Below are 15,892 nucleotides of genomic sequence, written 5' to 3' on the forward strand. Positions count from 1 at the left end.
TGCGTACGTCAATCAAGCAGCCGAGTCTACGCACGCGGGTGCGTGCTGCGCCAAACTTCACGCAGGTTATCGGCTGTGATGTGGGTGTAAATCTGCGTGGTGGTCACTGAGGCGTGCCCGAGGAGTTCCTGGACGCTTCGCACGTCCGCCCCGCCCTCCAGCAGGTGCGTGGCAAAGGAGTGGCGCAGCGTGTGCGGCGAGATGTCCTTCTCAATGCCCGCCCGTGCCGCCGCTGCCTTGATCGCATTCCACGCGCTTTGGCGGGACAACGCCCCGCCTCGCTTGTTCAACAGCAGCGCGTGCGAGGTCCCGTTGGCAAACGCCGGCCGGCCGCGCACCAAATACGCCTCCAGCGCCTCCTGCGCCTTCGACCCCAGCGGCACCAGACGCTGCTTATTGCCCTTACCGGTTACCGCCAGCACGCCGCCGTACTCGCCGTCTAAAGCAGCGTTTGCATCGTCGACGCTCAAACCCAGCACCTCGGAGACGCGGGCGCCGGTTGCGTAGAGCGTCTCCAGCAGTGCTTTGTCGCGCAGGCCGGAGGGGGTCTCGGTCGGGCAGGCGTCGAGAAGCTTTGCCACCTCCTCGATGCTCAAGGTGTCCGGGAGCCGCTCGCCGGTCTGCGGCGGGGAGACCTCTGCCGCCGCATCCGCCGGCAGCTCGCCCTCTTCCACCCCGAACTTGTGCAGGCCGCGCGCAACGGTCAGCGCCCGCCCTGCCGACGATGCGGCCAGAGGCTTCGCCCCGTCCACCCCGCGGCGCAGATCCGCCACGTAGGCCTCGATGTCGGTGGAGGTGACCTTGCGCAAATCCGTCTTGCCCGCAGCCGCCAACCACGTGGTGTAGCGGTTCACGTCGCGGGTGTAGTTGCTCAACGTGTGGGGTGAGACTCCCCTCTCAACGGCAAGATGGGTCAGCCAACGCTGCGCCAGCGCCTCCGCATCCACCTGCTAGATCCGCTTCATGTCCGGCACGACGCCGTGCTTGGCGCGACGTGCGGCCAGGGAAGTCGGGCGCAGGCGGAACGGCTCGTCGATAGGCCGGGGCGCATCACCCCGCGCAACCAGGCGCACGGCCGCGAGGATGCCGGAGACCGCGATGGAGTTGACCACCTCGCCGCGCAACGCCATATCCGCGGCATCCTCCAGGTCCACCCACGAAAAGTCCATGTCGGCCTCCTCGTATTCGGGCTCGGGGCGCTCCACCTCGTGCAGGCCGCGGGCGATGAACACCCGCACCGCCTCCTCCGCGAAGCCCGGTGAGGTGACCAGATCCACCAGCACGCCCCACTCGTCCGCAGCCAGGCCTGCCTCCTCCTGCAGCTCGCGCTTCGCGCAGGTCAGCTCGTCTTCGGCGTGCATGTCCAACAGACCGGCGGGAAGCTCCAGCAGGCGCTCGCCGACGGTGTGGCGGTACTGCTCCACCAGCGCCACACGGCCATGTTCATCCAGCGCGACCACAGCGACAGCACCGAAGTGCTCCACAATTTCTCGCGCGGCCTCGTTGCCACCCGGCATGACCACCTGGTCGCGGCGCACCGCGATGATCGGCGCGTCGAGGACAACTTCGGACCCAGTGACAGTGAATTCGTGGCTCATGGCAACCAGCCTACGAGCCTTAGGCCTCGCCGCCACCACTAGACACTGCAAGCACGGACTTAATGCGTCCTGCCTCGTAGTCCACGCCGCCGACAGTCTTCACCCCGTCGATCGCATCCGGCTCAGTGCCCTGAGACGCAAGCGCAGTCTTGCCTTCCGCGCCGAGTGCCTCGGCAAAATCGCCCAACACCTTGGCTCCGAAGTCGGTGCCTCGCGACGGCCCGTCCACAATCACCACTGCGCCAGCGGGCACAATAGAACCGTTGAACTCGATAAATCCAGCCTGCTGCAGCGTGTCCAGCACCAAGGTGCGGTCCGCCGGCAGGGTTTTGGACTCGCCGTTGGTGCCGTCGTCGAAAAGCACGGTCGCGAGAGATTCGCCTGCATGAAGCCCTGGGGAGCGTTCCTCCACCGACAGTTTCGCGCCCGAAGGCAGCGTGTTGGCGACAATGCTGGACAGCTCGTCTGCACCCGCCTGGTCGGTGAAGCGCTCCGTCAAGGTCAGCTCGCCGGAGTCGGAGGCACCAGCGGCGTTGAGCAACCAGCGCACGGACTCCACATCGTCAGCGTCCGCCGCGGCGGTGCGCACAATGGTCACCGGCACGTCCTTCAGGGCACCGGAGACGATGGAGCCGGACTCCTGGGCCAACAAGTCGTTTGCTTCTTCCGCACGTGCCTCCGCCTCAGTGAGTTCGGAGTCGTCCGCGTCCGGCTTGGCCGGAGCGTCGGCCTTGAATTCGGAAAAGCCGAGGTCAACCTCGCCCGGCATCGCCGGAACCAGCACGAGAGCGCCCAGCGCAATACCCAGCGCTGCGCCCCAACCCAAACCGGCCGCAATCAGCCCGGCCCTGCCTTTAGTCTTCGCCATCTGCCACTGCCCTCCTAGCTGGTCCAGCCGTCGAACCAGCCGCGCACCGTCAGCGCGATGGTGTTCCAGGTGTCTACGAGGTTGTCGGCGAAGTTGCCGTCGCCGCCCAGGCCGGCGATCAGGATCACCACCGCGGCGGCAACGAGCACGCCGAGGATCGCCCACGCCCACGCCACACCCGCACCGGACTCGACGGCATAGAGGTTGGTGATCACGGTGGAATCCACGATCTTGCGCCCCGCCTTCAGGCGCGCGAGCAGCGCCGCCGGTTCCGTTGCCGGGGTGCCCGCGGTGGTAGCCGAATCCGCGAAGATGCGGTCCAGCTCCACCGGCTGGCCGACGGTGACAATCATCTCGGCGTCATGGAATGTGGCCAGCAAAATGGCCAGGTCCGTCGGCGAATCCGTCGCCGCCGGGAAGGTCATCGCGCCCACTCCGAGATCCTGAATGCGCTCCAACCCGGGCGCGTATCCGTCCGGCTCCGCCGGCAGGATCACCTTCGCGTCGGAGCGCAGGTTCTCCGAGGCCACGTCCTTCGGGTCCCCCACGATGACGTCCGGCGCGTACCCCATGGACGCCAGCGTGTCCGCCGCGGAGCCAACGCCGATGACCACCGGCGTGTACTCCTGCATGAAGTTCTTCAGCTCCTCCAGACGCTGACGCGTGTCGGCAGCAGGCGAGACCACCAGTACCTTGCGCTCGGCCATGATGTCGCCGAGTTCCGGGGCGCCCACGCCGTCGATGAGCAGTGCCGCCTCCGAGTGGATGAACTCGATGGTGTTGCCGAAGTAGGCCTCCATGTTTTCCACCAAACCGCGTTGGGCCTGGGCGAACGTGGCGTCCACTTCGGTGCGGGTCACCGGCTGTGCCTGGCCGGCAACTTTGCGTCCCACGGTGATTTGGCCGGTCGGTGAGACCACGGCCTTCTTGCCGTCGCGGATCTTTCCGCGCATGTCTGTGCCTGCCGCCTCGAACAGCGGAACGCCTGCGTCGAGAAGCAAATGCGGCCCGAACGTGGGAAGCGTGCCGGTGGAGTACGGCGCGAGGTTGACCACCGCGGCCGGGCGCCGCGCAATGATTTGCTCCGCCAAACGGCGCTGCATGTCGGGGGCGTCCACGAACACGATGTCGCCCTCGCTGAGCCTGCCAAGGCCCTTGCCCTGCGGGGTGCAGTCGCGCAAGGTGCCGCGCAGCTCGGCCGCGGGCGGTTCCTTCGTGGGGTCTTGGGTGGAGGGTGCAGCAGTCATGCGCACCATTGTGCAACGGTGACCTGCCTGAACCGGGGAGGCGCGCGGGGAGTTATCCGCGCAACTGCTCCACCTCACCCTGCGCGCGCTCGAAGAGTTCCGCGGCGTGGGCGCGGCCGGTGTCCGAATCGTCCATGCCCGCCATCATTCGGGCCAGCTCCTCGATGCGCTCCTCCGGTTGCAGCGCCGCAACACCGGAGGTCACAGCCACGTCGCCGATGTCCTTGGACACGTGCAGGTGCGTGTCGGCATACGCCGCGACCTGCGGCAGGTGCGTGACCACAATGACCTGGTTGCCGCGCGCCAACCGCGCGAGACGCCGTCCGATCTCCACCGCCGCGCGCCCGCCCACGCCTGCGTCCACTTCGTCGAACACCAGCGTCGCGCCGCTGGAGGATTCGGACAGGATCACTTCGAGCGCGAGCATCACGCGCGACAGCTCGCCGCCGGACGCGCTCGTGGCCAGCGGCTTCGGCTCAAGCGCGCTATTCGGCGCGAGCAGGATCTCCACCGTGTCGGCCCCGTCGCGGCCGTACTGCGCCTTCGCGACGTTGACCGTGAGTTGCGCCTTCGGCATCGCCAGCCCGTGCAGCTCCTCGGTCACCGCCTCGCCCAACTTGCCCGCGGCCTTCGTGCGCGCCTTCGTCAACGCGGCGGCGTGCTTTGTCATCGCCTGCTCCAGCTCGGCAACCTTCGCCTTCAGCGTTTCGACGGCACCCTCCGACGTATCGATCTTCGCCAACCGTGCCCCAGCTTTGTCGCGCCACGCCACCACCCCTGCCGCATCCGGGGCGTACTTGCGGGTCAGACCTTTGATCTCCTGCTGTCGCTGCAGGAGCCGCTCCAACTCCTCCGGGTCGGACGGCAGGCTGCCGGTGTAGCTGCCCAGCTCCGCGGAAACGTCCGAGAGCACGCCGGCGACCTCGCCCAGCCTGGCCCCCAGATCACGCAGGTCCTGGTCGCTGGCTCCCTCTAGCGCCGCCTGCGCGCGGCCGATCAGGTCGGAGGCGGGTTCCTCTTCCCCGCCGACACCGCCGACGGCGTCCGCGCCGTCGATAGCCATAAGCGCGGTCTCGGCGGCCTCGCGCAAGGCGTCCACATCCTGGAGACGGTTGATGGTGGCAACCAGCTCCTCGTCCTCGCCAGCCTGCGGGGCCACCGCATCGATCTCGTCGATGGCGAACTGGAGGCGGTCTACCTCCTGCGCCAGCTCCAGGCGCTTTTCCGTGCGTTCCTTCAAATCCTTCGCCGCCGCTCGCCACGCGGTGTACGCCTCGCGGTACGCGTCCAGTTTGGCCTGAATAGCCGGGTCGAAACGGTCAAGTGCGGCCAACTGCTGTTCCGGCGCCATCAGCCGCAACTGGTCGTTCTGGCCGTGGATGGTCAGCAGGTGGCCCGCCAGCTCGCTCAGCGTCGCCGCCGGCACCTTGCGCCCGCCCAGGTGCGCGCTGGAGCGCCCCGAGGCCTTCACCGAGCGCGAGACCAAATACTCGCCGTTTTCGTCAGCTTCTGCGCCAGCGCCCGCGGCTATCGCGCCGACGGCTTCGCGCATCTCCTCCGGCAGCTCTTCGGTGCCGAACGCGCCTTCCACCACCGCGCCGTCCGCGCCGGTGCGCACGCGTGAGGCATCCGCCCGGCCACCGGTGAGCAGGCGCAGGCCCGTGACCACCATCGTCTTACCAGCGCCCGTCTCGCCAGTGAGCACGGTCAGCCCCGGCGAAAGCTCAGCCGAGGCATGGCGGATCACACCAAGGTTGGAGATAGCAATCTCAGCGAGCAAAAACGTGCCTCCCTGTCAGATTCAAGCCCCGCGCGGGCCGCGCCACCCGGAAACCGGGAGCTGGAATTTGTCTACGAGCCTGTCCGTGAACGGCCTGTCGTCCAAGCGTACCCAGCGCACCCCGCGCTCGCCCCGCGCCACTTCCACGCGGGAACCGGCGGGCACCGTCAGGCGGCGCTGCCCGTCCATCACCGCCACGGCCTGCGTGGTCTGCTGCTCCGACTCCACCGCCACAGTCGACGTCGGCGCCACCACCAGCGGCTTGGCAAACAGCGCGTGCGCGTTATTCGGCACCACCAGGATCGCGTCGAGCTGCGGCCACATCACGGGCCCGCCCGCGGAAAACGCGTACGCTGTCGAGCCTGTCGGCGTGGAGATAAGCACACCGTCGCAGCCGAAGGAGGACACCGGCCGGAAATCCACCTCCAGCGTCGCGTCCAACACGCGGGTGCGGTCGGAGTTTTCAATGCTGCACTCGTTGAGCGCCCAGCTGCGGCCGAGCACCTCCCCGCCCTCGCCGATCACCGACACATCCAGCGTCATGCGCTCAACCACGCGGTAGGAACGGTCAATCACCTGGCCGATGACTTTTTCCAGGCTCGATGCTTCCCCTTCCGCGAGGAAGCCCACGTGACCCAGGTTGATGCCAAGGACCGGGATGTCCTGCGCCCGCGCGTAGCTCGCCGCACGTAGGAACGTCCCGTCACCGCCGAGCACAAGCACCAACTCGCAGCCCGCGGCAGCGGAATCGTCCGCCTTCGCGCGCGTCAGCCCACACAGCACAGGGTTGGTCTCGATGACGTCCATCTGCTCCTGCTCGAGCAGACGGACCTCAATGCCCGCCTGCTGCAAAAGCTGCGCCGCCCGCGCCGCCGAATCAATGTTGGAGGCCCTGAACAGGTGCGGCACCAGCAGGATCTCGCGGCGTGTCGTCTCACCCATCTACTTCGGTCCTTCCTCGATCGCGCGGTTGACCAGCGCGGCCAGTGCGTCGTCGTCAAGCTTGTGCTTACCCCCGTCTTTGACCAGCCACAGAAAGTATTCCACGTTGCCGCTCGGACCCGGCAGCGGGGACGCCGTCGCCCCGCGCACGGACAATCCCAGCGACTGCGCAAAACGCGCGACGTCCAGCGTGACCTCCGCGCGCAGCTCCGGCGAGCGCACCACGCCGCCGCTGCCGAGGCGGTCCTTACCTACCTCGAATTGTGGCTTGACCATGGGCAGCATGTCCGCGCCGTCGACCATGCACTCCGCAAGCGCCGGCAGCACTAGTTTCAGCGAGATAAACGACAGGTCGCCCACCATAAGATCCGCCGGCCCGCCCATCATCTCCGGAGTGAGGTTGCGGATGTTCGTGCGGTCCAGCACGCGCACACGCTCGTCGTTCTGCAGCCGCCACACCAGCTGGCCGTAACCCACGTCCACCGCGACGACCTCGCTCGCGCCGCGCGACAGCAGCACATCAGTAAACCCGCCGGTCGAGGCACCAGCGTCCAACGCCTTTCGCTTCTCGACGACCAGCCCGCCCCCGCCAAACACCTCAAGCGCGCCAAGCAGCTTGTGCGCACCACGCGACGCCCAATCGTCCACGTCGTCGGTGTTGACCTTGATCGACGCTTCCGGCTCCACCACCGTCGCCGGCTTCGTTGCCGTGAAGCCACCCACCTGGACGCGGCCTTCCTTGATCCACGACTGCGCCTGCTCGCGCGAGCGCGCAATCTTGCGGCGGACCAGCTCCGCGTCGAGCCGGGTGCGTTTCGGTGCCACGGTAGCGGCCCCCTTTCGTTGCTTATCTGTCGGACAGCGCTTCGTGCAGCACCGCGTGCGCCCGGGTCAGCGCGTCCACCTCTGCCGCAAGGCCTTCAGTCGGTTCCGCGAGAATCGACTCGACACGCTCGGTGACTTCCTCGGCGCTGACCTTGGGCGCGCGCGGGTCGCGGGGAATCGGCGCAGGGCTCATCTGCGTCACCACCACTTCGCGACGGCTACCGCAGCGGCATCTGACTCTTCGCGCACATCGGCCGGCGGCTCGGGCTGCCGCCACGCCACGTCGAGGGCAGTCCGAAGCGCAGCCAAGCTGGAGGCGCCGGGGTTGCCGCCGGAAAGGACGATGGCGGAGCCGTCGATACGCGCCTCGAAGCCCTCCTGCGCGCCCGGGGCGAGTGCCTCCGTCGGCTCGCTCAGTCCGCGCATGTCCGCGGCGATGTACGTCGGCCGGTGTTCGGGCGGCGCCTGCAGCAGCGCGTACGGGCCAGAAACCCCGGTCAGCACATGCAGCGCGGGCATGCCAGCGGCGACGCCACCTGCAATATCGGTGTCCAGCCTGTCGCCCACAGCGAGCGGTGTCTGCATGCCCCGCGACTTCGCCGCCTGGGTGAACATCGCCGGCTCCGGCTTGCCCGCAGCCTCAGGCACGACGCCGGTCGCCGAGGTCACCGCCGCGACCATGGACCCGTTGCCAACCATCAAGCCGCGCTCCATCGGCAGCGACGTATCCAGGTTCGTGGCCAGGTACTTCGCCCCGCGCTGCAGGCTCAGCGCCGCCTCCGACAGCTCGCGCCACCCCGTGTCCGAGTTGTGGCCGTGCAGCACCACCTTGGGCGCATCATCGGCGCTGTCCACGACCCGGTAGCCGGAGTCCTGGACCAGCTGTCGCAGCGACGGCGCACCCACGACGTAGACTGCGTCCCCCTTCTCGAGGTAGCGCTCCGCCATGTTCACCGCCGCCATCGCGGACGTGAGCACGTCCTCCTCACCCGCATGCAAGTCAATGGCACGGAGCATCTCCGCGACATCCTTGGCACTGCGCGAAGCGTTGTTGGTCACGTACATCGCCGGCAGCCCGGAGGCGTTAATCGCCTCGACCGCGTGCTCAATCGCCACACCGCCAGACCAGACAGTGCCGTCGAGGTCCAGCAGCAGGCCGTCATGGTACGACGCAAGCGTCATCGCTCTAGCCCAGCTCCGCCACACGCTCGGACGCGTCGGTCATGCCGTCCACGTCAATCTTGGCAACGTGCTCGAACCACCGCTTCGCCTCCGCCTTCTCGCCGGTGGCCAAGAGCGCATCTGCGTAGGCGTAGCTCAGCCGCGCCTGTTCAAAACCCTGGGAATCCAGCGACGGGTTCAGTCGCTGCAACTGCGCCACCGCCGAGTCGTGCTGCCCAAGGTCGTGGCGTGCACCAGCCAGAACGATGGCCAGCTCAATCTGGCCTTCCTCGTCCAACTCGCGTGCCTCGGGGCTGCGACCGAGCTCCAGTGCCTTTTCCGGCCTCCCAAGACCGCGTTCCGCGTCCGCCATCACGGCAAGCAAACCGGGACCGCCGGAAATTCGGCGCGCGGCACGAAGCTCAGACAGTGCTTCCTTCCACTCGCCGGCGTGGTACGCCACCACACCGTTGGTTTCGCGCACCACGCCCACGCGTCCCGCGCGGTTCTTCGCGGCGCGGGCGTGCTGCAGCGCAAGCTGTGGGTCGTCGTACAGCAGGTCGGTCGCCATGAGCATATGCTTTGCGACGCGCTCCGCATTATCCTTCGACAGCACCTTCAAATCCTGCAGCACCGACGGGTCCAAGTCGGAGATTTCCAGGCCCTGCGGCAGATCAGGCTCCAGCTCCTTCTGCACCATGCGGTCCTCGCGGAAGCCCTCGCGGCGCGGGTTGGAACGGTCGTGGCGCACACCACCGCGACCCCGGCGACGGTCCCCGTCGCGTCCGCGACCCTCGCCACGGCGGCCGTCGCCCCGACGCTCGCCGCGCCGTCCGTCTCGGCCCTCGCCTCGGCCTTCACCACGTCGACGGTCCCCATCCCGACCGCGACCTTGACCCCGGCGCCCTTCGCCCCGGCGCTCTCCGCGATCGGAGTCGTTTCCGCGAGCCCCGCGCTGACCATCGCGGTTGCGGGCGTCACGACCACCGCGCTCCCTATGCGGGCGGTCCTCGCGACCGTTGTCACCGAAAGAGCGCTCCTGCCCTCTTCCTTCGTCCACATCTGCCATTGGGGACCTCCGTTTCTAATCTCGACCATTATAGGAAAGCCATGCACCCGGGCACATCTGGCTCCCACCACCTGCGCCTTCCCCCACCCCGTCCGGCCTCACTGCGTCAATATCTGGGATCAACCTGCCCATTTGGGTGCCGATTGTGCACGAATCGACGGCGGGTCCACGTTTCCCCAGGTGGATTATCGGGCAAGTGGGGCGCGTTGTCGATTCGTACAATTCGTGGGTCTGCCCCCATTGTTGGTGACACTGGTGTTCTCCGCAATGCGGAAATCCGCAACGGCGGCGGGCTGGGGTGGTCTCGTAGAAGTTGACGACCGGACGGTTTTCGCCCGCTGTTTCCCAAGGTCGTGGATCACCGTTGTCAGAATTTACGAGACCGCCACTTCCCCGCCGGGTTCATTGGTTGGTTCGTACCCATTATTGGCGAGCTCGGTGTTGTCCGCAATGCGGAAGTCCGCAAGCGCTAGAGGGCGACGAGGAGGCCATGCGGGGCACCGGTTGTGGACGAATCGACGACGCCGCCGCGTTTGCCCAGGTCGGTTTTGCGTCGGCGGGGGTGTTTTGTTGATTCGTACAATCCGTGGGTGCACACCAATTGTTGGTGGGGGTGTGGTTGTCCGCAATGCGGAAGCCTGCAATGCGGGAGTACACGCGAGCAGCGTGGCTACGCCGGCCGAGTAGTGAGCATGCAGAAAAGCACCCGCCGCAAGCAGGTGATTGTGGCGGGTGCTGTGTGTGAAGTTGTTGGGTCGGCGGTAACCTACTCTCCCACTCCCTCCCGGGGGCAGTACCATCGGCGCGGGCGGGCTTAGCTTCCGGGTTCGGAATGGGACCGGGCGTTTCCCCGCCGCCATCAACCACCGACACACCTTGTGGGGTATGCACGGCGCTGAGTGTTCAGCGTGTGTATGCAATTTTTGTCGGCCAACCACTTCTTCGGGTTGGTGTGTTGTGTCAGTGACTGCACAGTGGACGCGAGTGTTTTGCTTGTTTGTGTTCGTTTCGCGGTGTTCACACCCTTGGTTGGTGTGCGACGATGCGTGTGTTTATTGGTGTATTAGTACCGGTCGCCTCCACACATTACTGTGCTTCCAGGTCCGGCCTATCAACCCAGTCGTCTTCTGGGAACCTCAAATGAAACCTCATCTTAAAACAGGCTTCCCGCTTAGATGCTTTCAGCGGTTATCCCTTCCGTACGTAGCCAACCAGCCGTGCTCCTGGCGGAACAACTGGCACACTAGAGGTACGTCCGTCCCGGTCCTCTCGTACTAGGGACAGCCTTCTTCAAGTTTCAACGCGCGCGGCGGATAGAGACCGAACTGTCTCACGACGTTCTGAACCCAGCTCGCGTGCCGCTTTAATGGGCGAACAGCCCAACCCTTGGGACCTACTCCAGCCCCAGGATGCGACGAGCCGACATCGAGGTGCCAAACCATCCCGTCGATATGGACTCTTGGGGAAGATCAGCCTGTTATCCCCGGGGTACCTTTTATCCGTTGAGCGACACCACATCCACAAGTAGGTGCCGGATCACTAGTCCCGACTTTCGTCCCTGCTCGACTAGTCAGTCTCGCAGTCAAGCTCCCTTGTGCACTTACACTCTGAACACCTGATTGCCAACCAGGCTGAGGGAACCTTTGGGCGCCTCCGTTACATTTTGGGAGGCAACCGCCCCAGTTAAACTACCCACCAGGCACTGTCCCCAACCCAGATCATGGGCCAAGGTTAGATATCCACTACGGTCAGAGTGGTATTTCAACAACGACTCCACACACACTAGCGTGCATGCATCAACGTCTCCCACCTATCCTACACAAACCGCACCGAATGCCAATACCAAGCTATAGTGAAGGTCCCGGGGTCTTTTCGTCCTGCCGCGCGAAACGAGCATCTTTACTCGTACTGCAATTTCACCGGGCCTGTGGTTGAGACAGCAGGGGAGTCGTTACGCCATTCGTGCAGGTCGGAACTTACCCGACAAGGAATTTCGCTACCTTAGGATGGTTATAGTTACCACCGCCGTTTACTGGGGCTTAAATTCTCCGCTTCGACCACAAAGGTCTAACAGGTCCTCTTAACCTTCCAGCACCGGGCAGGCGTCAGTCCGTATACATCAACTTAACCGTCTTCGCACGGACCTGTGTTTTTGATAAACAGTCGCTCCCCTCTCTTCTCTGCGACCCACACCAGCAACACAATCGTATGACCGGTAACCAGTGTGGGTCCCCCTTCTCCCGAAGTTACGGGGGCATTTTGCCGAGTTCCTTAACCACAGTTCACCCGCTCGCCTGAGTATTTTCTACCTGACCACCTGTGTCGGTTATGGGTACGGGCCGTATACGCACATCGCTAGAGGCTTTTCTCGGCAGTCCAGGATCACCAACATCACCCAACTATGGGCTACGCATCACGCCTCACACAAAAAACACCAGGATTTACCGTGGTGTCGTGCCACACGCTTGCACCGCAATCCAATCAGCGGCTCGGCTACCTCACTGCGTCACCCCATCACTGACCTACAACGGATCAGGCCCCACGCATCACCACCAACCAACCATCCCGAAGGATGGCAACGGTCGGCGGGTCAGGGTGGTTAGTATCACCGCTTCGATACTGGGCGCGCATATACGGGTACGGGAATATCAACCCGTTGACCATCGACTACGCCTGTCGGCCTCGCCTTAGGACCCGACTCACCCTGGGAAGACGAACTTGACCCAGGAACCCTTAGTCATCCGGCGGGCAAGATTCTCACTTGCCATTCGTTACTCATGCCTGCATTCTCACTCGCATGCAGTCCACCGCTCCTTCCGATACGGCTTCACCCCACACACGACGCTCCCCTACCCAACAGTAAAACTGTTGCCGCGGCTTCGGCGGTGTGCTTGAGCCCCACTACATTGTCGGCGCGGAACCACTCGACCAGTGAGCTATTACGCACTCTTTCAAGGATGGCTGCTTCTAAGCCAACCTCCTGGCTGTCTTCGCGATCCCACATCCTTTTCCACTTAGCACACCCTTAGGGGCCTTAACCGGCGATCTGGGCTGTTTCCCTCTCGACTATGAAGCTTATCCCCCACAGTCTCACTGCAATGCACCACTTGAAACCGGTATTCGGAGTTTGGCTGACGTCGCTAAGATGATAGTCCCGCTCAACCAACCAGTAGCTCTACCTCCGGCAAGCTCACATCACGCTGCACCTAAATGCATTTCGGGGAGAACCAGCTATCACGGAGTTTGATTGGCCTTTCACCCCTACCCACAGCTCATCCCCTCAGTTTTCAACCTAAGTGGGTTCGCGCCTCCACAACCTCTTACAGCTGCTTCACACTGGCCATGGGTAGATCACCCCGCTTCGGGTCCAGGACATGCCACTAAAAACACCCTATTCGGATTCGCTTTCGCTACGACTACCCCACAATCGGGTTAACCTCGCGACATGCCGCTGACTCGCAGGCTCATTCTTCAAAAGGCACGCCATCACACACAAAAAAGTGCTCTGACGGATTGTAAGCGCATGGTTTCAGGAACTCTTTCACTCCCCTCCCGGGGTACTTTTCACCATTCCCTCACGGTACTTAATTCACTATCGGTCACACTGAGTATTTAGGCTTACCGGGTGGTCCCGGCAGATTCACAGCAGATTCCACGAGCCCGCTGCTACTCGGGGAAAAACACAAACCACACAACCACACACACCTTCACGTACAGGACTTTTCACCTACTCCGGCGCACCATCCCAGATGCTTCCGCTGATATGTGCGCATTGCGCGTGCAGTTGACAGCCTGCACCATTTGCGCCCCACAACACCGCACACGCAACCCCTGCCAGGTATCACACGCACACGGTTTAGCCTCATCCGCTATCGCTCGCCACTACACACGGAATCACAATTGTTTTCTTCTCCTACGGGTACTGAGATGTTTCACTTCCCCGCGTCAACCCCCACACAGACTATGTATTCACCTGCGGGTAACACCACACAACTGGTGCTGGGTTTCCCCATTCGGACATCCTCGGATCAACGCTTTGTTGGCAACTCCCCGAGGCATAACGCAGCCTCACACGTCCTTCATCGGCTCAGCATGCCAAGGCATCCACCATACGCCCGTAACAAAACACACGGACACACAAACAATCAAGGTACAAACACCAAAACACAAAAAAGAAAGATACTCGCGTCCACTATACAGTTCTCACACAACACAACCCCCACACACAACCAACCACAACCAAGCAGCCAGCCGACATGAGGGCCCAACAGGAACAACCTTGTGCTGCCCCAGACACCCAACAGTGCACCAACGCATACTCTTTTGTCACGCAAACCGGTGTGACCACCAACCAACACCATGTGAGCACAACCCTTCACAGGCCAGACGCACCACCATCCAGACGATGCCACCATGACCTTGAAGGTGTGTCTCCACCCGGCAAAATACTTCCGTGGCAGTCGCACACTCGGCGACTCAACCACACAACCAATGACCCACAACTGCGGGCACACAAAATAAAGCTCCTTAGAAAGGAGGTGATCCAGCCGCACCTTCCGGTACGGCTACCTTGTTACGACTTCGTCCCAATCGCCGATCCCACCTTCGACAGCTCCCATGACAGGCCACTGGCTTCGGGTGTTACCAACTTTCATGACGTGACGGGCGGTGTGTACAAGGCCCGGGAACGTATTCACCGCAGCGTTGCTGATCTGCGATTACTAGCGACTCCGACTTCATGGGGTCGAGTTGCAGACCCCAATCCGAACTACGACCGGCTTTACAGCGATTAGCTCACCCTCACAGGCTTGCAGACGCGTTGTACCGACCATTGTAGCATGTGTGAAGCCCTGGACATAAGGGGCATGATGATTTGACGTCATCCCCACCTTCCTCCGAGTTAACCCCGGCAGTCTCTCACGAGTCCCCACCATAACGTGCTGGCAACATAAGACAAGGGTTGCGCTCGTTGCGGGACTTAACCCAACATCTCACGACACGAGCTGACGACAACCATGCACCACCTGTACACCAACCACAAAGGGAAACCGTATCTCTACGGCGATCTGGTGTATGTCAAGCCCAGGTAAGGTTCTTCGCGTTGCATCGAATTAATCCACATGCTCCGCCGCTTGTGCGGGCCCCCGTCAATTCCTTTGAGTTTTAGCCTTGCGGCCGTACTCCCCAGGCGGGGCGCTTAATGCGTTAGCTACGGCACGAACCCCGTGGAAGGGACTCACACCTAGCGCCCACCGTTTACGGCATGGACTACCAGGGTATCTAATCCTGTTCGCTACCCATGCTTTCGCTCCTCAGCGTCAGTTACTGCCCAGAGACCTGCCTTCGCCATCGGTGTTCCTCCTGATATCTGCGCATTCCACCGCTACACCAGGAATTCCAGTCTCCCCTACAGCACTCAAGTTATGCCCGTATCGCCTGCAGTCCCGCAGTTAAGCTGCGGGCTTACACAAACGACGCGACAAACCACCTACGAGCTCTTTACGCCCAGTAATTCCGGACAACGCTCGCACCCTACGTATTACCGCGGCTGCTGGCACGTAGTTAGCCGGTGCTTCTTCTCCAGGTACCGTCACATAACGCTTCGTCCCTAGCGAAAGGAGTTTACAACCCGAAGGCCGTCATCCCCCACGCGGCGTCGCTGCATCAGGCTTGCGCCCATTGTGCAATATTCCCCACTGCTGCCTCCCGTAGGAGTCTGGGCCGTATCTCAGTCCCAATGTGGCCGTACACCCTCTCAGGCCGGCTACCCGTCGACGCCTTGGTAGGCCATTACCCCACCAACAAGCTGATAGGCCGCGAGCTCATCCCACACCGAAAAACTTTCCACAATGGCATCCAAACCATCGTCCTATCCGGTATTAGACCCAGTTTCCCAGGCTTATCCCGAAGTGCAGGGCAGATCACCCACGTGTTACTCACCCGTTCGCCACTCGAGTACCCCTGCAAGCAGGAGCCTTTCCGTTCGACTTGCATGTGTTAAGCACGCCGCCAGCGTTCATCCTGAGCCAGGATCAAACTCTCCACAAAAACAGTTTCAGCAGAAACAGGCCGTGAAAAGCCCAAACCCAACCAAAAACAAACCAACCAACACAAAGTGCTGGACTGGCAAAATCCAAAAATTACAAAGGTTCAACAACCAACCCCCAACCCGTCGGGGCAAAAAGGAGGCTGGCCAAAAATATACGTGAAACATGTTCAACCACACCCCACGCACACTGAACCAAACAGATGACGCGATCCATCATTGGAATTCAACCACGCCACCACCGGCACACACCCACAACAGGGCACACACCACACAGTGCACAAAAAGGCAGGCAAACACACCCACGCAACAAAAGTACATTGGCACACTATCGAGTTCTCAAACAACACCAGCAC

10 protein-coding genes and 3 rRNA genes are annotated in these 15,892 nt (G+C 63.0%); all 13 read right to left on the reverse strand.

The genetic code is table 11. The features are described from left to right. Nucleotides 1-26: 26 nt before the first annotated feature. Nucleotides 27-947, reverse strand: a complete 921-nt coding sequence (gene xerD, locus ACF3NP_RS04320; protein WP_181888379.1) for a site-specific tyrosine recombinase XerD — start codon at nt 945-947, stop codon at nt 27-29. 3 nt (nt 948-950) lie between these two features. Then, complete coding sequence (locus ACF3NP_RS04325; RefSeq protein ID WP_181888378.1) at nt 951-1,598, reverse strand: NUDIX domain-containing protein; 648 nt, start codon at nt 1,596-1,598, stop codon at nt 951-953. Between the two features lie 19 nt (nt 1,599-1,617). Continuing rightward, entirely contained in the window at nt 1,618-2,466 is an 849-nt protein-coding gene (locus ACF3NP_RS04330; protein ID WP_181888377.1) for a copper transporter, read from the reverse strand. Nucleotides 2,467-2,480: 14 nt separating this feature from the next. Continuing rightward, nucleotides 2,481-3,713, reverse strand: coding sequence for a putative cytokinetic ring protein SteA (steA, locus tag ACF3NP_RS04335; protein ID WP_181888376.1), 1,233 nt, complete (start codon nt 3,711-3,713; stop codon nt 2,481-2,483). A gap of 52 nt (nt 3,714-3,765) precedes the next feature. Further along, nucleotides 3,766-5,493, reverse strand: a complete 1,728-nt coding sequence (recN, locus tag ACF3NP_RS04340; RefSeq protein ID WP_181888375.1) for a DNA repair protein RecN — start codon at nt 5,491-5,493, stop codon at nt 3,766-3,768. A gap of 21 nt (nt 5,494-5,514) precedes the next feature. After that, a complete protein-coding gene (locus tag ACF3NP_RS04345) occupies nt 5,515-6,435 on the reverse strand; it encodes an NAD kinase (RefSeq protein WP_181888374.1) in 921 nt (306 codons plus the stop codon). Beyond that, nucleotides 6,436-7,260: a TlyA family rRNA (cytidine-2'-O)-methyltransferase gene (locus ACF3NP_RS04350; protein WP_181888373.1), complete on the reverse strand. Its 825-nt coding sequence runs from the start codon at nt 7,258-7,260 to the stop codon at nt 6,436-6,438. 22 nt (nt 7,261-7,282) lie between these two features. Further along, entirely contained in the window at nt 7,283-7,468 is a 186-nt protein-coding gene (locus tag ACF3NP_RS04355; RefSeq protein WP_181889680.1) for a hypothetical protein, read from the reverse strand. Continuing rightward, nucleotides 7,459-8,442 (reverse strand): HAD-IIA family hydrolase, encoded by a 984-nt coding sequence (locus ACF3NP_RS04360; RefSeq protein WP_181888372.1) that lies wholly within the window; start codon nt 8,440-8,442, stop codon nt 7,459-7,461. Before ACF3NP_RS04360 ends, ACF3NP_RS04355 begins: the two co-directional genes overlap by 10 nt. A gap of 4 nt (nt 8,443-8,446) precedes the next feature. After that, nucleotides 8,447-9,172: a tetratricopeptide repeat protein gene (locus ACF3NP_RS04365; RefSeq protein WP_370642053.1), complete on the reverse strand. Its 726-nt coding sequence runs from the start codon at nt 9,170-9,172 to the stop codon at nt 8,447-8,449. A 1,071-nt stretch (nt 9,173-10,243) separates the two neighbouring features. Beyond that, nucleotides 10,244-10,361, reverse strand: a 5S ribosomal RNA gene (gene rrf / locus ACF3NP_RS04370). Nucleotides 10,362-10,532: 171 nt separating this feature from the next. Continuing rightward, nucleotides 10,533-13,621, reverse strand: a 23S ribosomal RNA gene (locus ACF3NP_RS04375). Nucleotides 13,622-14,021: 400 nt separating this feature from the next. Next, nucleotides 14,022-15,538: ribosomal RNA gene (locus ACF3NP_RS04380) — 16S ribosomal RNA — on the reverse strand. Together the 16S, 23S and 5S rRNA genes form the textbook arrangement of a ribosomal RNA operon. Nucleotides 15,539-15,892 lie beyond the last annotated feature (354 nt).

The organism is Corynebacterium lehmanniae, assembly GCF_043161975.1.
In the GTDB taxonomy this organism is placed as follows: domain Bacteria; phylum Actinomycetota; class Actinomycetes; order Mycobacteriales; family Mycobacteriaceae; genus Corynebacterium; species Corynebacterium lehmanniae.